This window comes from Streptosporangiales bacterium, from assembly GCA_009379955.1.
Taxonomy (GTDB): domain Bacteria; phylum Actinomycetota; class Actinomycetes; order Streptosporangiales; family WHST01; genus WHST01.
The window spans coordinates 17,071-35,198 of record WHST01000067.1; the positions used below are offsets into that span (position 1 = coordinate 17,071).

The following is an 18,128-nucleotide window of genomic DNA, read 5'->3' on the forward strand; positions in this document are numbered from 1 at the left end:
GTCAGGTCTGTTCGTCATGGTCGTCTCGGCGTGCGGCCGGTGCGCGCGCCGATTGGTGATGCAGGTCGAACGCGGGCCGATCGGACCTGATCCGCGGCAGCGAGGTGAAGTTGTGCCGCGGCGGCGGACAGGACGTCGCCCACTCCAGACCCCCGCCGTAGCCCCACGGGTCGTCGACCTCGACCCTGGCGCCGCGCTTCGCGGTGCGCCAGAGGTTGTAGAAGAACGGCAGCATCGAGATGCCCAGCAGCAGCGCGCCCGCACTGGAGATCTGGTTCATGCCCGTGAACCCGTCATCGGCGCGGTAGTCGGCGAACCGGCGGGGCATCCCGTAGACGCCGAGGTAGTGCTGGATCAAGAACGTGAGGTGGAACCCGAAGAACAGCAGCCAGAAGTGGATCTTCCCCAGCCGCTCGTCGAGCATCCTCCCCGTCCACTTGGGCCACCAGAAGTAGAAGCCCGAGAACATCGAGAACACCACGGTGCCGAACAGCACGTAATGGAAGTGTCCGACCACGAAGTAGGTGTCGGACACGTGGAAGTCCAGCGGCGGGGACGCGAGGATCACACCGGTGAGACCCCCGAACAGGAACGTGACCAGGAAGCCGACCGCGAACAGCATCGGGGTGTCGAACGAGAGCTGGCCCCGCCACATCGTCCCGGCCCAGTTGAAGAACTTGATGCCGGTGGGCACCGCGATGAGGAACGTCATGAAGGAGAAGAACGGCAGCAGCACCGCACCGGCGCTCCTGGGGACACGCGGTCATCACCTGGCCCGACGGCATCAGCTGCGAAGGCTGGCTGCGCGCCGACGACGGCGTGGACTACACCGCCTCGGTGGCAGCCGAGGTCGCCGCCCGGCTCGCGCAGGGCGAAGGCAAGCCCGGCGCCTACACACCGGCAGCCGCCTTCGGCCCCGACCTTGCCACCGCCGCCGGCGCCACCTTCGTCCTGGACTGAGGGCATCCTCCCGCCCCCTCGGAACCACCCAGACTTCGTCACTCAGTCGAAGCCCTTGAGGTCGTCGGGGTCCCTCAGCTCGTCAGTTTCGGATGGTGCTCTCTCTACCCAGCGCACCGTGCGGACCGGTGCCCACCTCTTGCGGTAGTTCACCGCCAGTGTCACGAGCACCAAGAGGCCGCCGACCAAGAGCAGGAAGGCGACCCCAGTGACCACCAACTCCGGCCATCCGGCTCCCGGCGCCAACGCGGCGGAGATCCGGTACCCGTTGAGCAGGAACAGCGCGGGAAGCAACAGCACGACGCCCGGTGCGACAAGCCACCAGAACAGAATAGGTGCGCAGTACTTCACCGGCGCGCAGCCGGGACTCGCCGTCGATGGAGTACCCAGTCGTGGTCCTGGAGTAGAGACCTGCGTTGTAGTCGCTGGTTGGTCCCTCGCGCAGGTAGAAGCGGTCCATCGGGACGATCGGCACATAGCAGAACACCAGCCAGCGCGTCGCGAAGCACCGCCCGCTCCGGTCCGCACGGGTGAACCCCTTCAGCTGCAGGCCAAACCCGTTGAACGTACCCATCCGGACCCGGTCGGACTCCGGCAACGGCCAGACCTCGTCGATCACGCGGTGAGTGTACGACTCATCGGAAACGTCACAGCGCCGACAAGATCGCACACCTGCGCGCAACGGTTCGGGCTGGCTCGCATGGCCGGCGCCTACTGGCCGACGCGGCCGTCGATGCGCTCGCGCAGGAGATCGGCGTGCCCGCAGTGTCGCGCGTACTCTGCGATCTGCGCCACCAGCATGTCGCGAAGCTGCAAGTCCGCCCCGTCGGGGCCGAGGTCGGAAACGCCGGCGTTCCGGGTGCCGAGGTCGGCGACTCCGGCCACGAACTGGTCGGTGAGCTCTACCTCGGCCCGCCACTGCCGCCAAGCGTCCTCCACGACTGCCGGGTCGGCGATCGCGCCGTTCCAGTCGCCGTCACGGTCCTCGTCGGTGCAGTACAGCTTCGGCGCGTCCTCGCCGGCCATGACCCGGCGAAGGTGTCGCTCTCCCTCGGCCAGGTGCCGCACCAGCCCGAGCAGGGACATCGTGGACGGTGGTACGGATCGCCGGGCAAGCTGCTCGGCGTTCAGGTCGGCGCTTTTCATCTGGAGCGTCAGCCGGTAATGACCCAGATAGTCGAGCAGTATGCCGCGTTCGTCGACGGCCTCGACATCGGTTTCGCGCGGATCGTCGTCCGGGTCGACCCACATGTCGCGGTACACGGTCGACTTCGTCCACGGCGTCGGGACGGGTTCACTCGCATCCGAGGTGGTCATCACGGCATCGTCGGCCATTCCGGCCCCGGGTGCCATCGAATATCCAGCGGCGGTCACACCTGACTGAAGTCGACGTCAGATTCCGGACTCCGATCGTCCGGAACCCGGATTATGGTCCGTCCATGGACATGCTGACGGGCGAGCAGATCGCCGAGACCAACCTGACCGACTGGCGCAAGCTGGGTCAAGGACTACATGCCCGCTACGTGGTCGGCGACTTCGGCGCCGGCGTACGGTTCGTCGCCGCAGTGGGCGAGGCCGGCGACGCGCTCGACCACTACCCACGCGTGACGATGGGCGACGGGTACGTCGATCTCAAGCTGCTCAGCGACGACGCCGTCTACCGCGACGACGAGGGCACCGAGCACGTCGTCGAATGGGTGACCCAGCAGGATGTCGACCTCGCGCGACGGGTCACCGAGATCGCCACCGAGCAGGCGGTCGCCGCAGACCCGGCCTCGATCACCGCGATCGAGCTCGCCCTCGACACGGCGCACGCCGCGACGATCGCCCCGGTGTGGGCGGCTTTGCTGACCGGGAGCGCCGAGGCGCAGGGTCGCGGGACCATCGACGACGACGTCCGGGACGCCACGGGACGGGTACCGATCCTGTGGTTCCAGGACACCGACGAGCACGAGCCCCCGCGTCAGCGGTTCCACGTCGATGTCTGGGTGCCGCCCGAGGTGGCCGAGCAGCGGATCGCCGCCGCTGTCACCGCGGGTGGGATCGTCGTCGATGACAGCCAGGCGCCGTCGTACAGCGTGATCGCCGACCAGGACGGCAACAAGGCGTGTGTGTGCACCACCTGAGGACCGCCGCGCCGCCTCAGGTCGCTGTGGCAGTCTTTCGGCCATGCAGGTCGTGATGGCGACAAGCCCTGGCACGGCGGGCCGGCCCAACGAGGACTTCACCGGTGCGGTGCCGACCGCAGCCGTCTTGCTCGACGGCGCTGGCATCGTAGGCACCGAGTCGATCTGCCGCCACGGCGTTGCCTGGTACACCCATCGCCTCGGCGGAGCACTGCTCGGTCGCCTCTCTCGCGAAGACGACCGCGACCTCACCACGCTGCTCGGCGAAGCCATCGAGGACGTCACCGACGACCACCGTGGAACGTGCGACGTCACAAACCCGATCAGCCCGTCGGCGACCGTCGTCATGCTTCGGCTCGACGAAGACCGCGCCGACTACCTCGTGCTCGGAGACAGCTTCCTCATGCTCGACCGTGTCAGCGACCGACCGCTCGTCATCACCGACGATCGCGAGGTGACCATCAGGTGGCACCTCAGCGCGACCATGCGGGCTGCCGCCGTGGGCACGCTCGAGTACGAGCGGGCTCGGAACGAATGCAGCGAGGCTCTGCGCGCTCGTCGTAACCAGCCCGGGGGGTTCTGGCTCGCCAAGGACAGCCCGCGAGCAGCAGCCGAAGCGGTCACCGGCAGCCGACCAGTTGCCGATCTCGCCGGGGTCGCTCTGCTCAGCAACGGCGTCAGCCGCCTCGTCGACCCGCTCGGGCTCGCCGACTGGCCCGGTGTGCTGGCCGTCCTCCAAGCCGATGGACCTGCCGAGATCATCCGCCGCGTTCGGCAAGCAGAAGCCGACGGGACCCGTGACGACGCCACGCTCGCGTATTGCACACGGCTGGGAGAACTCTCGACATCGCCTACCCCTGCAACGGAAACCGAGCTGCGGGTCAGGGGTCCAACCGCATGAGCACGCGGGGGAATCCGCCGGATACCGCGCTCGTGTCGGCGGCCTTGGTGAAGCCGGCGCGCTCGAAGACCGTGCGAGTGCCGACGTAGGCCATCGTCGTGTCGACCTTCTTCCCCCGGTTGTCCACCGGATAACCCTCGATCGCCGGCGCATGGTGTGACCGCGCGAACGCCACGGCACCTTCGAGCAGGGCGTGCGCGATGCCGTTGCCGCGGTAGCCGGGACGCACGCGTATGCACCACACCGACCAGACGGGCAACCGGTCGATGTGCGGGATCTTCGTCGACCGGGCGAAGGGTAGCTCCGCTCGGGGCGCGACGGCGGCCCACCCGACGACCTCGTCGTCCTCGTAGCCGAGGACGCCCGGCGAGACCTCGCGGGAGCAGAGCTCCCTGACATACTCGCCCCGCGCGCGTCCGACGAGCTCCCGATTGGTCTTCGAGTCGAGCCGATGGCTGAGGCACCAGCACACTGAGGATTCGGGATTCTTGGGCCCGAGCATGGTCGCGACGTCGTCGAACCATGCTGATGTCGCGGGCCTGACCTCGATGCTCACGCAGCCACGCTATCCGCGGTGGAGTGGTGTGTCGCGTGATGCTCAGGCTGGTCAGGTGGTGCGCGCCTTGAGGTAACGTCCGAGCGGTGGAAGGCGAGCGGCGGTCCCGCGTCATGGCGGAGGAGTGGTCGGCCGGAGGCGGCGGAGCCCCGCTGCTCGCTGCGGCCGCACACGCGGCGGCGGCCGGTGCGGACCTCCGCGCGGTCGTGCTCGTGGAGGGGATGAGCGACCAGGCGGCGGTCGAGGCGCTCGCCGCGCGCCATCTCCGGGATCTCGATGCCGAGGGCGTGTCCGTCGTGCCGCTCGGGGGCGCCATGTCGATCGCACCCTTCCTCGATCTGTTCGGGCCGGACGGCGTCGACGTGCGACTGGCGGGCCTGTGCGACGTCGCGGAGGAGGGCTACTTCCGGCGCGGTCTCGAGCGGGCCGGTCTCGGCGCCGACCTCACCCGCGCCGACATGGAGGCGCTGGGCTTCTACGTGTGTGTCGAAGACCTGGAGGACGAGCTGATCCGCACCCTGGGCGTCGCGTCCGTGGAACGGGTCATCGAGGACCAGGGTGATCTCCGGTCGTGGCGCGTGCTCCAGCAGCAGCCCGCCCACCAGGGCCGGAGCGTCGAGGAGGTACTACGTCGTTTCATGGGCACCCGGTCAGGACGCAAGATCCACTACGCGCGCCTGCTCGTCGACGCGCTCGACCTCGCCGACGTGCCGCGGCCGCTCGAGCGCGTGCTCGCGCACGTCTGACGCCGTCAGTCCAGGAGGGCCTTGGCGTCGGCCATGAAGTCGAGTTGGGTCCGCCAGTCGCCGTTGTCGGGGCCGGCGACGATGCGGTCGGCGCCCGCGGCCCGGTAGGCCGCGAAGAGCTCGGCCAGCTCCTCCGGGGTACGCGCGGTCATCGGGGTGCGGACGAGCGCCTCGTGCGCGGATCGGGCGGACTCGTCGTCGCCGAGGACGAGGTGCCCGCCCACGGTGACGCCGGGGGCGGGCACACCGCGCTCGGCCGCCATCTCACGCAGTCTCGTGACGGCGCCGGCGAGGCCCGCGGGGTCGATGAGGGAGGGGAACCATGCGTCGCCGTGCGCCAGGACGCGGTGGAACGCGCGCTCCGAACCACCGACCAGGATCGGTGGCACCGCGGACTTCGGCGACATGGTCAGTGCCAGCTGCCTCCGGCGGTCGCGCGACAGTGACGGCTCGCCCTCGGCGATCTCGACCGGCTCGCCGGAGAGCAGCCGCGGTAGGAGCGCGAGGGTGGCGTCGGTGGTGCGACCCCGGTCCCGGCCGGAGACGCCCAGCGACCGCCAGAACGGCGAGTCGGGGAAGCCGCCGGAACCGACGCCGAGCAGCAGTCGGTCGCCGGACAGGTGCTGGAGCGTCGCGACCTGCGCGGCCAACCACGGGGCGGGACGCAGTGGCACGACGAGGACGCCGAAGCCGATCCGCACCCGTTCGGTGACCGCGGCGGCCGCCGCCAGTGCCAGCGCGGGCTCCAGGGCGGGAGTGCCGTCGCCGAGGATCAGGTCCGGCAGCCACAGGGACTCGAAGCCCATGTCCTCGAGGTGGCGCGCGGCCTCGGTGACGGTACGGACGCCGGCGGCCGCCAGCTCCTCGACGGTCGTCGGGAGTCCGGTGCCGATCTCGATCGAGGTCATGCGACGATCCTTCAACATCAACTTTGGTTGATGTCAAGCGTTGAGGAGTCGTCAAGCTATCTTGACGACCGGGTGCCGTCAAGATAGCTTGACGGCATGACGGTGGACCTCGGTGAGAGCAGACGGCTGATGGACGCGGCGGCGGGCGCGGACCCGCAGGTGGGGCTGACGGCGGTGGTGGCGTTGCGGCAGTTGGTCGAGGTCCTGGAGGAGCTCCAGGTCGACAACGCCAGGGCGCGCGGGTGGTCGTGGCGCGACATCGCGCTCCGGCTTGGCGTGACCAAGCAGGGCGTGCACTACAAGCACGGCCTGCGCAGGCGCGCCGAGGGGTCGTGATGCGTGCTCTTCTCCTGCGGGTCGTGCACGCCGCGACCGGCGACGACGGGACCGGCGGATTGTGGAAGCGGCTCACGCCGGACGGTCGTGCGGTCCTGCGACTCGGCTTCGTCGAGGCTCGGGAGCTCGGCCACCCGTGCCTCGGCGCCGAGCACGTCCTGCTCGGGCTGCTGCGGCACGGTACGAGCGACGCGGCGGCGCTCGTGCGCGGCCGGGGCCTGGACCTCGACTCGGCGCGCGGCGAGCTGCTGCGGGTGGGGCCGTCGCTCGGTCCGGCCACCGACCCGGCCGCCGCACTGGCCGGGATGGGCATCGAGGTCGAGCAGGTGCGCCGACGCCTGGCGGCCGGCTTCGGCAGCGAGGCGGTGCGCGCGGCGGAGTGGCGGGTGCGGCGCCGACCACGCTGGCGTGGCGGTCATGCCCGGCCGGACGCGCTGTGCGTGCACCTGCTCGCCAACCGGTCGTTCGCGATCGCGACCCGGGCGGCGTCCAGGCACGGCGCTGTCGGCATCGGGCCTGAGCACCTGCTGTACGGAGCCGTCAGCGACGCCCGCGATCCGCTCGGCACCGGCTTCGACCGCCGCAGCCTCCGCCGGTTGACCCGCGTCGGCTGGACGGCGGGTCGCCCGAATCCGCTGCGGCTGATCCTCGAAGCACGCGGCATCGACCTCACCGCACTGCTGGATGACCTGTGGCCGGGCGACTGATCGCCCGTCAGAACGCCGGTCGGAGGTGGGAGTAGGCCCAGGACGCGAGCGGCGTCGGCGTGGTCGTGAGCACGGTGCGCTCGTTCTCGGGCGCGAAGTCGTCGCGCAGCCCGGCCGACATCCCGACGATGCCCTCGACCTGCAGGTCGCCCATGCCGATCGCCCGCAGGGCGTTGCGGAGGGTGTCGTCGGAGATCGTCTCGGCACGCACCGGACGTCCGATCGCCTCGCCGGTGATCGCGGCGACCTGTGCGAAGGTGTGGTCCTCCAGGCCGTGCACCGCCTGCACGTGGCGGCCCGACCAGTCGGCGGACAGCAACCGTGCCACCGCGACGTCGCCGATGTCGCGCGGATCCACCCACGGGAGTGCGACGTCGAGCGGCATCGTCGTCCGCAGGACGCCCTCGCGCAGGCTGTCGACGTCGAGCAGCAGGTTGGTGAAGAAGTACCCGCAACGCAGGTGGACGACGGACGCGCCGGTCTCGTTCAACAGCTCTTCGGTACGGGCCAGGCCGTCGATCTCGCCGGCGCCGTCACGCTTCTCGGCGCCGACGCTGCTGACGAAGACCGTGCGTCCGATGCCGTTCTCCGCCACGGCCCGTGCCGCGTGCGCACCCAGGCGCGCGAATCCCGCGACCGGGTCGTCGTCGGTGCCCGGCGGATCGACCCAGAAGAGCGCGTCGGCGCCCTTCGTCGCTCGCACGACGGACTCGGCGTCGTCCTGGTCGGCTACGACGACGTCGACGTGGGCACGCGTCTGTGCGTCGAGCCTGTCGGGATGCCGCATCGCCAGCACCGGTCGCACGCCGGCCTGACAGAGCAGGCGCACCACGCGTGAACCCACGTGCCCGGTCGGTGTGGTCACCACGATCTTCATGCTGCCTCCTTCGGGTGGATGGGAGTGGCCGTCCACTCCCTACTCCAGCACGGAGGTCGGACACTCAGCGTGGACTCACTGCCCAGGCCTGGCGATGGTCACCGACGCCCACTGGGTGGCCCACGCCGTTCCCGCGGTGCCGGCGTCGCCGTAGCCCCGGGCGAAGATGGTCATCCCGCCGAGGTCCGCGTCGCCCCACTGGATGACGTACGGCCTGGCGGTACAGCCGGTCACCTGGCCGGGCTTCAGCGTCCGCTTCACGCAGGTGAAGCCGCTGACGTAGTCGGCGCCGACGCGGACGCCGGTGAACGTCCGCCTGCCGACGTTCCTGGCGTTGAACCGGAACGTGATCTCGTCACCCTCACCGATCGTGCCGTCGCCGTCGACGTCCCTGGTGGTGGTCTTGTCGGTCAGGGTCATCGCGCCGTCGAGCGTGCGGTCGAGCGTCACCGACATGCCGGCCTTCTCCACCACATCCGGGCGGCCGGGCACGGTCGCACGCACGGTCGCCGTGTTCGCCATCGCGCCGGAGGCCTCGTCGGCGGCGGTGATGGTGTACGAGGGACGCGTGAGGCAGCGCGCCCACCCGCCGGCGCGGATGCCGTTCGCGAGCTCGTTCTCCTCGTGGTCCGCGCCGCCGTAGGAGCAGAGGTGGTTCACGCCGGTGTCGATGAGCTTGGGGTTGCTGATCGTGATCCTGCTGAAGTCGTAGTCGCCGTCGTTGTCGAGGTCGAGCCGGTAGTACGCGTGGTCGCCGGCGTCGGCGAGTCCGTTCTTGTTCGCGTCGAGGACGCCCGGCCGCACGTCGCTCACCGTGTCGCCCGAGAGCTCCGCAGCGAGTCGCACGTGCGACGTGATCGGCGTGGTCGTCGACGCGGTCGCGGCGACCTGGTCGCCGTCGGCGGTCGCGGAGAGCGTCGCGTTGACCGTCACCTGGCCGGCACGCGCGTCGGAGCTGACGATGTAGTCGGTGAGCTCGGGCTCGCACGTCGTGGACTCGTCGGGAGCGATGGTCGTCACCGCGCAGTCGGCACCGTGCAGGTTCCTGTCCAGCTGCACGTCGACGTCGGTCAGGGCCCTGCGGCCGTTGTTGGAGACCGTGACGACGTACGCGATGCGGTCGCCGGAGTCGATCGATCCGCTGTCGTCGGTGTCCTGTGGGGTTGCCTTGATCGACATGACGACCGGGTAGCCGGCGTCCGGCGTGATGTCGGCGTACGCGCTCGGTGTGGCGACGATTCCTGTCGCTGCCAGCGCGCCGACCGCCACGAAGGTGCCGGATCGGACGAAGCGTCTGGTGGGTCGCACGGCTGCCTCCGTCGAGGAGTCTCCTGGGTGGGCGGCCGTACGACGCGCCTCCCCGATCGGCGGTTGGCGGCGACAGATGGCGTCCGGGCCAACGGTCGGCGAACACACCACGTTCGCGAGGTCAGGGTGTGGTGACGTCTCCCTGCACGCGGCCGAGGGTCGACGCGGCCGAGTGGCAGGCGCCGACGCCGTCGGCGCGGGCGACGAGGCGTCGTCGTCCGTCGACGTGGACGGCGGACTCCGTCACGTCGCTGACGGCGGGCAGCCCGGCCGCCGCGGCCACCGCGGCCGAGTCGTCGCACACGACCTGCAGTCGGGGCCACGCCGACGCCGGGAACGCCTGGTGCAGGCAGTGCCGGAAGTCGGCGAGGGCGAGGCGGGTCAGTGGCGCGAGCTCGCCGGGGTCGCCGGTGACGAGGACGGCGGTGACGTCGACGTCGGGCGGCGCGGCTCGCTCGGCCTCCTCGGCTGCGGCCAGGCGGTGCAGGCCGAGGACGGCCACGACGCCGTCGCCGTCGAGGCGCGCGGGCTCACCGCGGACCGCGTCGAGCGCCGCGGGCGGCGACCAGGGTTCGTCGGCGGTGAGCGTCGGCGTGCGGATGTGGGGTGTGTGCGGGGGAGGCCAGGTGTCGTCGAGGTCGAGATCCGCCAGGTGCTCGCAGGCACGGATGACGTTGAACGGCTCGAGGAACCCTGGTGCGGTCGCGGCCAGCTGGGTCGCGCCGGAGAGGGTGGTGAGCGCGGTCTCGGCGATCCGCACGAGGCGTCCGCCGGCTCTCGCGGGCCCGCGCAGGCGTTCCAGGGAGAGGCCGAGCAGGATCGCCTGGAGCCGCATCAGCTGGGCGAACGGCCTGCGGGTGCGGTCGTGGGCGAGCACCTCCGGCATCAGGTCCATCGCGAGGCGGGCCGAGCTGTGGTCGTCGGTCGAGAGGGGGAGCCGGGTGACCCAGGCGCGGGCGAACGCGCCGAGTGCCTCGCGGGGGGTGAGTCCGGGTTCCGTGCGCGGCTCGTCTGGCACGCGCTCGGCGTCGTCGGCGAGCACCGCGAAGTAGAGGGCACGCTTGCTGGGGAAGTTGGAGTAGACCGCCCCGCGGGTGAGGCCGGCACGCTCGGCGATGCCGTCGACCTTGGTGTCGCGGAAGCCCCGCTCGGTGAACTCCCGCCGGGCCGCGGCCAGCACCTCGGCGCGGTTGCGCTCCTGCTGCTGCGCCCTGCTGAGCCGGCTCATCGTCCCCTTCCTGCCGTTTGCGGTCCGTCCGCGGTCAAGATACCGTCACCATCTAGATGATGAGATCATATGCTTTGACCATATGGGAGGCGCCGTGACCGTGCCGGAGATCGAACTGAGCGAGCCCGAGGTCGTACGTGACCCGTTCACGGCGTACGGACGCGTGCGCGAGCGGTCGCCGCTCGGGGTGACCACGATTCCGGGGATCGGCAGGGTCTGGGTGCTCACCAGGCACGAGGGAGCCAGGGCGATGCTCGGCGACCCGCGGTTCGAGATCAGGACCGACAGCTTCATCCGGCCCGACGTGCCCGCGGACTGCCTGCCGTATCTGCGCACGATGTCGGAGATGAACGGCCCGGAGCACAAGCGACTGCGCGCGCTGGTGGCGCCCGCCTTCTCCGTACGCCGCGCCGAGGAGTTCCGGCCGCGCATCGAGCCGATCGTCGCCCGGCTGCTCGACGAGCTACCCGGCCGGGTCGAGGACGGGTCCGTCGACCTGTTCGCGCACGTCATGCGACCACTGCCGATGGACGTGATCTGCGAGCTGGTCGGCATCCCCGAGTCCGACCGGCCGCGCTGGCGGGAGTACGGCGCCGCCGTCGCGGCGGGGTCCGGTCCGGGCTTCGCCGCCGCCGTTCCCGGCATCGTGGCCGACGCCAAGGCGGCCATCGCCCGCCGTCGCGCCGAGTCCGGCGACGACCTGCTCGGCGACCTCGTCCGCGCGCAGGCCGAGGACGGTGACCGGCTCACCGACGCCGAGATGGTCACGCTGGTGTGGCACCTCGTCATCGCGGGACAGACGCCGACGAACTTCATCGCCAACGCCGTCGCCGCGCTGCTCTCGCACCCGGACCAACTGGCCGCGCTGCGCGCCGACACCACGCTCCTGTCGCCTGCCGTCGACGAGCTGATCCGCTGGTGTGGACCGGCCCTGCTGACGATCCCCCGGTTCGCGCGCGAGGACGTCGAGCTGTCCGGCGAGGCCGTGCACAAGGGCGAGGCCGCGATGGCCTCGGTCGCCGCGGTGAACCGCGACCCGCGCGCCTTCGCCGACCCGGACCGCCTCGACGTCCGCCGCACCGGCCGGTCGGGCCACCTGGGCTTCGGGCACGGGCCGCACTTCTGCCTCGGGTCGGCGGTGGCGCGCGTGCAGACCGAGGTCGCCCTCGCGGCGCTGCTGCGTCGCTTCCCCGACCTGGCGCCGGCCGCCGACCTGGCCGAGGTGCGTGCGCCCGACCCGGGCACCTGGCGGCTGACCGCGCTGCCGGTGACGCTCTGACCCGCGAAGGTGCGGCTCAGTCCGCGGGGCCGAAGACCATACGCAGGTGGGCGTCGAAGGCCGCCAGGGCGGTCTCCGGCGGGTAGTGGCCACCGAGCGTGTGGAGCCCGAGGCCCTCGAAGAGCGCCAGCAGGCCGGTCGCCGCCTGGACGGGGTCGACGGTCGTCGGCGCCGTGCCGTCGTCCTGCGCCGAGCGGATCAGGCCGGCCACCATCTCGTGCATCCGGGCAGTGTCCTCGCGGAGCACCTCGGCGACGGCCGGCCGCACCGCCGCGTACGCGAGGAACGCCAGCGACACGCTGCCCTCGATGCGCCTGGTCTCGTCGAAGGGGAGCAGCTGGACGAGCAGCGCGCGGATCAGCCCCGCCTGCGAGGTCGGCTCGCCGGTGCGCTCCTCCTCGGCGACGAGGCGCGCCTCGACGTTCTCCCTGACGACCTGGATGGCGAAGATCATCATCTCGTCCTTGGTGCGGAAGTAGTGCTGCACCATCCCGGACGAGACACCGGCCTCCGCGGCCACGTGACGCAGGCTCACCGCCTCGAGCCCGCGGTCCGCGGCGACGCGGAACAACGCCTCGGCGATCCGCGTCCGGCGCTCCTGGTGGTCGACCCTCTTCGGCACGCTGCCGATGGTTTCACAATGCAGTCGCATTGACAAAGCCCTCGGCCGTGTTTTACATTGCGACTGCAACGTAAAACGGATCTGAGGGGGACGCCATGGCGACCACGACGAGGATCCTGCCGTTCGACCAGCCCGACCCCCTGGCGCCACCGCCCGCCTACGCGGAGCTGCGCGCCGCCGAGCCGGTGGCGCGGGTGCACACGCGGGACGGGCGGCAGGCCTGGCTGGTCACCTCGTACGACGCGGTCTCGACCGTGCTCTCCGACCCGCGGTTCGGCGTCACGCCGCCGGGCGGTGACGGGGAGGCCGACGGGTCGCTGCTGCAGGATGGCGAGGCGCACGCCCGGTTGCGTCGCCTCGTGGGCAAGGCGTTCACCGGCAGGAGCGTCGCGGCTCTCCGGCCGCGTATCGAACGGCTGGCGGCCGACCATGCCGGGTCGATGGCTGCCGCAGGCCCGCCGGCCGACCTCGTCGCGACGTTCGCCGCCCCGCTGTCGATCGACGTGATCAGCGAGCTGTTCGGTGTGGCGATCGACGAGCGTGCGCACTTTCGCCGGCTGGCCGACGCCGCGAGCGCGGCCGACCCGTTCGACCTCGACATGGACGAGGCGACGGCGGCCGCGACGCAACGGGCCTGGTACGCGCTCAGCGGATACGTCGCCGGGCTGATCGCCGCCAAGCGTGCGGACCTCGGTGAGGACCTGCTCAGTGCCCTGATCGCGGTACGCGACGCCGACGACGGACGGCTCTCCGGCGACGAGCTCGTCATCATGGCCACGACGATCGTCGCCTCCGGCTACCTCACGGCCACCAACGCCATCGCCGTCGGTGTGCTGCAGCTCGTCTCCGAGGGCCGGTTCGCGGCGCTGGCCGACGAGCCCGGCGAGGCGGGTGCGGCCGTGGAGGAGGTCGTCCGGCGGCTGGCCGGACTGACCGGCGAGCCCTTCCCGCGCTACGCCCGCGAGGACGTCGAGCTGGCCGGCGTCTCGATCGCCGCCGGCGACCTCGTCCTCGTCCGGCTCGGTGCGGCGAACCGCGATCCCGCGCACTTCACCGAGCCCGACCGGTTCCTGCCCGACCGGGTGTCGGGTCCGCACCTGGCGTTCGGCCGCGGGCCGCACTACTGCCTCGGCGCGGCCCTGGCCCGCGTCGAGGTCGGTGCCGCGCTCCGCGCGCTCGCGCGCCGGCTCCCCGGTCTGCGGCTGCACGTCCCCGTCGACGACCTCGTCTGGATCCGCAGCCACGCCGACACCGGGCCGACCGCCGTCCCGGTCGCGTGGTGACGGCCGGGTCGTGCCGTGGATGGCCCTGCGGATCGTGCTGCTCGAGCCTCGTGACCACGATCCGTCACCACCTGAAACCGTGACTTGAGCGATCGCTCAAATCCGAGGTAGCCTCCTGATCAAGAAATTGAGCAATCGCTCAAGTCACCGGGGGAGGTGCGTGATGGGGCTGTACGTAGAGACGCGGATCCGCGTCGACCTCGAGGAGCTGTGGCGCCGCACCCAGCGGCCCGACCTGCACCAGCGCTGGGACCTGCGCTTCACCGAGATCGACTACCTCCCGCTCGACGACCCGGGGAGTCCGCAGCACTTCAGGTACGCGACCCGCCTGCTGCCCGGCGTCGTCGTCGCCGGCACCGGCGTCTCCGCGGGGGAACGGTGGCGCGCGGACGGCACGTGCACGTCGGTGCTCCGCTTCGGCTCGCCGCACCCGCTCTGCCCGCTCGCCGAGGGGCACGGCTACTGGCGGTACGTCCCGGACGGTGGCGCCGTCCGCTTCCTGACCGGCTACGACTACGCGCCGCGCTGGGGCCGCATCGGCCGGATCGCCGACCGGTTCGTCGTCCGCCCGCTGATGGCCTGGGCCACCGCGTGGTCGTTCGACCGGCTCCGCCTGTGGTGCGAGCGCGGCGTCACGCCGGAACGGTCGCTGATCCATGCCTGGGCGGAGGTGGGCGCGCGCGTCGTGGCCACCGGCCTGGCGGTCGGCTGGGCGGGCTTCGGGCCGCTCGCCGTCGTCACTGCGCTCGCTGCCGTGCTGCTGCCGCCGCTGCCCTCGACCCCGGCGGCCCACCGCTGCCGTTACCACTCCCGCCGACCAAAGGAGCACCGATGACGTCCATCTTCCGCCGCGTGCTCGGCTCCGACTTCGACCGCCTGCACCCGCAGCTCCAGCGACGCTTCTCCGTCGGCCTCGACAGCGGCGAGGCGTGCGTCGGGCGCGGCACGATGGACAGGATCTGGCACGGCAGGGGCTTCGTGCGCCCGTTCCTCGCGCTCGGCGGCACCCGCAACATCCTCGTCCCGCAGTCCGGTTGCGCTGTACCGTTCGTCATCGAGAACTTCCCGTACCTCGACTCGTACGGACGCGAGACCGTCACCTTCGTGCGGACCTTCACGTTCCCCGACGGCCGGCCGCGGCGGTTCGACGCCACGATGGTCCACAGCGCCGAGCGTGGCTGCATCGTCGACTACCTCGGCACGCACCAGCATCTGGCGAGCGACCTGCACCTCTCCGTCGACGTCGAGGGGGCGCTGGTCATCAGGTCGGGGGAGCACCGGTTCAGGGAGGGACCGGTCGACGTCCGGGTGCCCGGCCTCGTCGGCGGTGACGCCGTGGTGCGTGAGTCGTACGACGAGGCCGCGGGCTGCTTCCGCATCCAGGTGCGCGTGGAGAACCGCACGTTCGGCCCGCTGTTCGGGTACGACGGCACGTTCACGGCGCGGTACGTGCCCGTGCCCTGGACCGGCACGCCGCGCCGGCTGCGTCCGCTGCGCGAGGAGGTGCGGGTGTGAGTGCCGGCACGCGGGACAGGCTGCTGACCGGTGCGCTGACGTGCCTTTCCGGGCAGGGCATCGCGAAGACGTCCGCGCGGACGATCGCCACCGCGGCCGGCGTCAACCAGGCGCTGGTGTTCTACCACTTCGGCAGCGTCGACGCGCTCCTCGCAGCGGCCTGTCGGCACGGGGCCGAGTTGCGCGTGGCCCGCTACCGCGAGCGGTTGGCCCAGGTGAGCTCGCTCGCCGAGCTCCTCGATCTCGGCCGCACGCTCCACGCCGAGGAGCACGCCGGAGGCAACGTCGCCGTGCTGGCGCAGCTCCTGGCCGGCGCGCAGGCGGACCCGAGGCTGGCACCCGCGACCGCGGCCGGGCTGGGGCTGTGGATCGACGAGGTCGAGCGAGTCCTCGCCCGGGTGCTCGCGGGCACGCCGCTGGCGGGGCTCGTCGACGTGGCCGGACTCGCGCGCGCCGTCGCGGCGTCGTTCGTCGGGCTGGAGCTGTACGAGGGCGTCGACCCCGAGGGGAGTGCGCGGGCGCTCTCCGCGCTGGAGCAGCTCGTGGCCCTCGCGGCGGTGCTGGAGGACCAGAATCCGGTGGTGCGCCGCGCGGTCCGCGCTGCGCTGCGCCGCGGTGTCAGGCGCCGGTGACGCAACTGTGCGTCATGCCGGTGACGAGGTCACGCGGCCGATCAGCGAGCGGTCGGCGTCTCGGGCGTACAGCGCGAGCAGCTCCGACCAGGCACGGCGCGTGCCCGGCCGCTGCCCGTGCGCGATCGGCGCGACGCCGGCGGCGAGGTCGGCGAGGGCCGAGACGAACAGCAGCCGCGCGGCCGCGGGAGGCAGGCCGAGCCGGTGCAGCTGTGCGGTGAACGTCCGCGCGGTCACCGTGGCCAGCCAGCCGTCGCCGGCGAAGGCGCGCAGGGCCGCCACGGTGCCGCCGGGCATCCGGTGCCGCCGCACCGGCAGCGCGCGGGCGTAGTGGTTCAGGAACACGACGATCTCGGTGAGCGGCTCGCGGAAGCCGAGCCCGCCCTCCCAGTCGGTGAGCCCGACGGAGGAGCCGGAGATCAGGCAGTTGCTCGGCGTCAGGTCGCCGTGTCCGGGCAGGAGCGGGATCCGCAGGTCGGGGAACCGCGCCGCCTCCGCCTCGACGGCACGCAGGAACGGCGTCCGCGCCGGCAGGTCTTCGGGCAGGCAGGCACGGAGCCGTCGCAGCAGCTCCTCCGCGTCGAACGGGGTCGGCCGTCCGGTCCGTCCCGCGTGCAGCGTTGCCAAGCAGGCGAAGACGCCCTCGTGATCGCGCATGGTCTTGTGCTCACCCGACCGGATGCGACGTCGCAGGATGACGTGGAGCGGTACGCCGGGCAGCGCCGTCTCCGCGAGCACCAGCCACGGTCCGACCGTGAGGAGCGCGACCGGCGCCGGCATCAGTCCTCGCATGGTGGGGGCGTCGTGCCACGCGAGTGCCTCGTACTCCATGCGCAGCCGCTGCTGCTCCGCCGGCTTCGTGTCGATCTTCAGCAGCAGGGACGGCGTACCCTCGCGGAGCCCGAAGACGGCGTAGACCGCCCGGCCCTCCCAGCGGCTGCAGAGGTGTACGGCACGCCGGGGTGCGGAGAGCACGACGGGTGACGGGACTCCCCGGCGCCGCAGGTCCGAGCGCAGCTCGTCGACGACAAGGTCGAGCATGTGTCCGCTATGCCTCTCTGCGCGCGACGAAGCCGAGGTCGGGGAACAGCAGCGGCGGCAGTCGCAGGTGGGCGGCCGCGCCGAGTATCTGTGACGCGAACGCCCCCTTGGTGGTCTGCGGGAGGTAGGTGGTGCTGAGGAACCACGTCATGAGGGCGGGCGAGTCGAGGGGGACGAGGTAGCGCGGGGTCTCCAGGTTGCGCGTCACGCCGTACACGGAGACCCGGGTGAAGCCGTTGCCCTCCAACAGGTGGCGTCCGCGCCTGATCGTCGTGCCCGGACGGGCCCTGGACCTGAGCCGGTACGACATGCCGAGGAACAACCCGCCGTCCGGACGCAGCACCCGGGCGAGCTCGCCGGGCACCAGGGGGACGTGCTCGGCCTGCAGGAGGGGGACGAGCACGTGGTCGAACCGCGCGTCACCACAAGGCAGGGAGCCGGTCGTGACGACGACCTCGCCCGCCACCTGGCCGGTCTGGTCATGCTCGTGCGGGGCGACGGCCGTGAGCACCGAGCAGCCCGCCGCGTCGAGTGACTTCGTCAGCCGGTGCGAGACGCCGAGCACGAGAACTCGGTCGCCCGCCTTGATGGGCAGCATGAAGCGGAGCGAGCGCGGGCTCCACGGCCGTGACTTCGCCGGCACGCTGCCGACTGCTGTCAACGGAGAGTCCAGTTCACGCGGGTCGCCGTTCAGCTGTTCCCTCGGGGCTCCGGTGTCGGAGATCCGCAGCGGCCGGGGTCACGCCGGTGCGGGCCGAGCCGTCAGTGTGCCCGGCGAACCGTCTCGACGGATGACGGCAAGATGGCCAGAAGATAAACGGAAGATGAGAAAGTGACCAGTTCATGGGACGCTCTTTACCCGGTCTTCCGAGTGCTCATCTCGTTGCCCGCCTGCAGTTCGCGTTTGACCCTATTGGTACGCACCACGTCTCTCCCGCGCAGGTGAGACATTATGTAGAATGCATCGTGTGTCCTGAAGATGATTGTGAGGTTCTGATGTAGAAGCTGGAATGCTCGTGATTGTCGTGCTGTGCTGGAGATGAAGGTCGACCCTTCGGGATCGTCATACAGGTGATGGTTTCAAACCACCGCATGCTGCGTTA

General features: G+C 71.3%; 19 protein-coding genes and 3 pseudogenes. 11 read left to right on the forward strand and 11 right to left on the reverse strand.

What is annotated here, in order from left to right; all coding sequences use genetic code 11:
* Position 1: 1 nt before the first annotated feature.
* A pseudogene (locus tag GEV10_19330) lies at positions 2-736 on the reverse strand (cytochrome ubiquinol oxidase subunit I).
* On the opposite strand from GEV10_19330, the pseudogene GEV10_19335 reads away from it, so the two are divergent.
* Positions 736-960 (forward strand): annotated as a pseudogene (locus GEV10_19335) (hypothetical protein). The pseudogenes GEV10_19330 and GEV10_19335 sit on opposite strands and share 1 nt — an antisense overlap.
* Before the next feature lie 82 nt (positions 961-1,042).
* Here GEV10_19335 and GEV10_19340 read toward each other — a convergent pair.
* Both GEV10_19340 and GEV10_19345 read right to left on the reverse strand, forming a co-directional pair.
* Positions 1,043-1,579, reverse strand: coding sequence for a hypothetical protein (locus GEV10_19340; GenBank protein ID MQA80601.1), 537 nt, complete (start codon positions 1,577-1,579; stop codon positions 1,043-1,045).
* A gap of 92 nt (positions 1,580-1,671) precedes the next feature.
* Positions 1,672-2,211, reverse strand: a complete 540-nt coding sequence (locus GEV10_19345) for a DUF664 domain-containing protein (protein MQA80602.1) — start codon at positions 2,209-2,211, stop codon at positions 1,672-1,674.
* A 188-nt stretch (positions 2,212-2,399) separates the two neighbouring features.
* Between GEV10_19345 and GEV10_19350 the strand changes: the two genes are divergently transcribed.
* Both GEV10_19350 and GEV10_19355 read left to right on the forward strand, forming a co-directional pair.
* On the forward strand, positions 2,400-3,086 hold the full coding sequence (locus tag GEV10_19350; GenBank protein MQA80603.1) for a 4a-hydroxytetrahydrobiopterin dehydratase: 687 nt from the start codon (positions 2,400-2,402) through the stop codon (positions 3,084-3,086).
* Between the two features lie 55 nt (positions 3,087-3,141).
* Positions 3,142-3,900 (forward strand): annotated as a pseudogene (locus GEV10_19355) (hypothetical protein).
* Positions 3,901-3,967: 67 nt separating this feature from the next.
* Here GEV10_19355 and GEV10_19360 read toward each other — a convergent pair.
* Entirely contained in the window at positions 3,968-4,543 is a 576-nt protein-coding gene (locus tag GEV10_19360; protein MQA80604.1) for a GNAT family N-acetyltransferase, read from the reverse strand.
* Between the two features lie 113 nt (positions 4,544-4,656).
* On the opposite strand from GEV10_19360, the gene GEV10_19365 reads away from it, so the two are divergent.
* A complete protein-coding gene (locus GEV10_19365) occupies positions 4,657-5,289 on the forward strand; it encodes an ATP-dependent endonuclease (GenBank protein MQA80605.1) in 633 nt (210 codons plus the stop codon).
* Positions 5,290-5,294: 5 nt separating this feature from the next.
* Here GEV10_19365 and GEV10_19370 read toward each other — a convergent pair whose 3' ends face one another.
* Positions 5,295-6,197, reverse strand: a complete 903-nt coding sequence (locus GEV10_19370) for an LLM class flavin-dependent oxidoreductase (GenBank protein ID MQA80606.1) — start codon at positions 6,195-6,197, stop codon at positions 5,295-5,297.
* 96 nt (positions 6,198-6,293) lie between these two features.
* Here GEV10_19370 and GEV10_19375 point away from each other — a divergent pair, with 96 nt between their 5' ends.
* On the forward strand, positions 6,294-6,533 hold the full coding sequence (locus GEV10_19375; GenBank protein ID MQA80607.1) for an RNA polymerase subunit sigma-70: 240 nt from the start codon (positions 6,294-6,296) through the stop codon (positions 6,531-6,533).
* Positions 6,533-7,240 (forward strand): hypothetical protein, encoded by a 708-nt coding sequence (locus tag GEV10_19380; GenBank protein MQA80608.1) that lies wholly within the window; start codon positions 6,533-6,535, stop codon positions 7,238-7,240. Before GEV10_19375 ends, GEV10_19380 begins: the two co-directional genes overlap by 1 nt.
* Positions 7,241-7,247: 7 nt before the next feature.
* On the opposite strand, the gene GEV10_19385 is transcribed toward GEV10_19380, so the two are convergent.
* The 3 genes from GEV10_19385 to GEV10_19395 all read right to left on the reverse strand — a co-directional run bounded on the left by GEV10_19385 (position 7,248) and on the right by GEV10_19395 (position 10,653).
* Entirely contained in the window at positions 7,248-8,117 is an 870-nt protein-coding gene (locus GEV10_19385) for an NAD(P)H-binding protein (protein ID MQA80609.1), read from the reverse strand.
* A 75-nt stretch (positions 8,118-8,192) separates the two neighbouring features.
* Complete coding sequence (locus GEV10_19390; GenBank protein ID MQA80610.1) at positions 8,193-9,425, reverse strand: hypothetical protein; 1,233 nt, start codon at positions 9,423-9,425, stop codon at positions 8,193-8,195.
* Positions 9,426-9,546: 121 nt separating this feature from the next.
* Positions 9,547-10,653, reverse strand: a complete 1,107-nt coding sequence (locus GEV10_19395; GenBank protein MQA80611.1) for a TetR family transcriptional regulator — start codon at positions 10,651-10,653, stop codon at positions 9,547-9,549.
* A gap of 82 nt (positions 10,654-10,735) precedes the next feature.
* Between GEV10_19395 and GEV10_19400 the strand changes: the two genes are divergently transcribed.
* The gene (locus GEV10_19400; GenBank protein MQA80612.1) at positions 10,736-11,932 is read left to right on the forward strand and encodes a cytochrome P450; all 1,197 of its coding nucleotides are present in this window, start codon (positions 10,736-10,738) and stop codon (positions 11,930-11,932) included.
* 16 nt (positions 11,933-11,948) lie between these two features.
* On the opposite strand, the gene GEV10_19405 is transcribed toward GEV10_19400, so the two are convergent.
* Positions 11,949-12,554, reverse strand: a complete 606-nt coding sequence (locus GEV10_19405; GenBank protein MQA80613.1) for a TetR family transcriptional regulator — start codon at positions 12,552-12,554, stop codon at positions 11,949-11,951.
* 95 nt (positions 12,555-12,649) lie between these two features.
* Between GEV10_19405 and GEV10_19410 the strand changes: the two genes are divergently transcribed.
* The 4 genes from GEV10_19410 (at position 12,650) to GEV10_19425 (ending at position 15,984) form a co-directional block, all read left to right on the forward strand.
* Positions 12,650-13,837, forward strand: a complete 1,188-nt coding sequence (locus GEV10_19410) for a cytochrome P450 (GenBank protein MQA80614.1) — start codon at positions 12,650-12,652, stop codon at positions 13,835-13,837.
* Between the two features lie 163 nt (positions 13,838-14,000).
* Entirely contained in the window at positions 14,001-14,672 is a 672-nt protein-coding gene (locus GEV10_19415; protein MQA80615.1) for a hypothetical protein, read from the forward strand.
* The gene (locus GEV10_19420) at positions 14,669-15,352 is read left to right on the forward strand and encodes a DUF4166 domain-containing protein (GenBank protein ID MQA80616.1); all 684 of its coding nucleotides are present in this window, start codon (positions 14,669-14,671) and stop codon (positions 15,350-15,352) included. The genes GEV10_19415 and GEV10_19420 overlap by 4 nt, the downstream gene beginning before the upstream one ends.
* On the forward strand, positions 15,349-15,984 hold the full coding sequence (locus GEV10_19425) for a TetR family transcriptional regulator (protein MQA80617.1): 636 nt from the start codon (positions 15,349-15,351) through the stop codon (positions 15,982-15,984). The genes GEV10_19420 and GEV10_19425 overlap by 4 nt, the downstream gene beginning before the upstream one ends.
* Positions 15,985-15,996: 12 nt before the next feature.
* Here the strand turns inward: GEV10_19425 and GEV10_19430 are convergent, their stop codons facing one another.
* Together GEV10_19430 and GEV10_19435 are read right to left on the reverse strand one after the other, a co-directional pair.
* Positions 15,997-17,025 carry a hypothetical protein gene (locus GEV10_19430; protein ID MQA80618.1) on the reverse strand — a complete coding sequence of 343 codons (1,029 nt, stop codon included), beginning with the start codon at positions 17,023-17,025 and terminating at the stop codon, positions 15,997-15,999.
* A gap of 7 nt (positions 17,026-17,032) precedes the next feature.
* Positions 17,033-17,623: a hypothetical protein gene (locus tag GEV10_19435; protein MQA80619.1), complete on the reverse strand. Its 591-nt coding sequence runs from the start codon at positions 17,621-17,623 to the stop codon at positions 17,033-17,035.
* Between the last annotated feature and the right edge of the window lie 505 nt (positions 17,624-18,128).

What these genes read in the sequence shown, in the direction of transcription:
- GEV10_19400 (MQA80612.1), top strand. Translation starts at nt 10,736, where the DNA reads ATGGGAGGCGCCGTGACCGTGCCGGAGATCGAACTGAGCGAGCCCGAG.
- GEV10_19410 (MQA80614.1), top strand. Translation starts at nt 12,650, where the DNA reads ATGGCGACCACGACGAGGATCCTGCCGTTCGACCAGCCCGACCCCCTG.
- GEV10_19415 (MQA80615.1), top strand. Translation starts at nt 14,001, where the DNA reads ATGGGGCTGTACGTAGAGACGCGGATCCGCGTCGACCTCGAGGAGCTG.
- GEV10_19380 (MQA80608.1), top strand. Translation starts at nt 6,533, where the DNA reads ATGCGTGCTCTTCTCCTGCGGGTCGTGCACGCCGCGACCGGCGACGAC.
- GEV10_19435 (MQA80619.1), bottom strand. Translation starts at nt 17,623, where the DNA reads ATGCTGCCCATCAAGGCGGGCGACCGAGTTCTCGTGCTCGGCGTCTCG.
- GEV10_19430 (MQA80618.1), bottom strand. Translation starts at nt 17,025, where the DNA reads ATGCTCGACCTTGTCGTCGACGAGCTGCGCTCGGACCTGCGGCGCCGG.
- GEV10_19395 (MQA80611.1), bottom strand. Translation starts at nt 10,653, where the DNA reads ATGAGCCGGCTCAGCAGGGCGCAGCAGCAGGAGCGCAACCGCGCCGAG.
- GEV10_19420 (MQA80616.1), top strand. Translation starts at nt 14,669, where the DNA reads ATGACGTCCATCTTCCGCCGCGTGCTCGGCTCCGACTTCGACCGCCTG.
- GEV10_19345 (MQA80602.1), bottom strand. Translation starts at nt 2,211, where the DNA reads ATGTGGGTCGACCCGGACGACGATCCGCGCGAAACCGATGTCGAGGCC.
- GEV10_19375 (MQA80607.1), top strand. Translation starts at nt 6,294, where the DNA reads ATGACGGTGGACCTCGGTGAGAGCAGACGGCTGATGGACGCGGCGGCG.
- GEV10_19385 (MQA80609.1), bottom strand. Translation starts at nt 8,117, where the DNA reads ATGAAGATCGTGGTGACCACACCGACCGGGCACGTGGGTTCACGCGTG.
- GEV10_19350 (MQA80603.1), top strand. Translation starts at nt 2,400, where the DNA reads ATGGACATGCTGACGGGCGAGCAGATCGCCGAGACCAACCTGACCGAC.
- GEV10_19365 (MQA80605.1), top strand. Translation starts at nt 4,657, where the DNA reads ATGGCGGAGGAGTGGTCGGCCGGAGGCGGCGGAGCCCCGCTGCTCGCT.
- GEV10_19370 (MQA80606.1), bottom strand. Translation starts at nt 6,197, where the DNA reads ATGACCTCGATCGAGATCGGCACCGGACTCCCGACGACCGTCGAGGAG.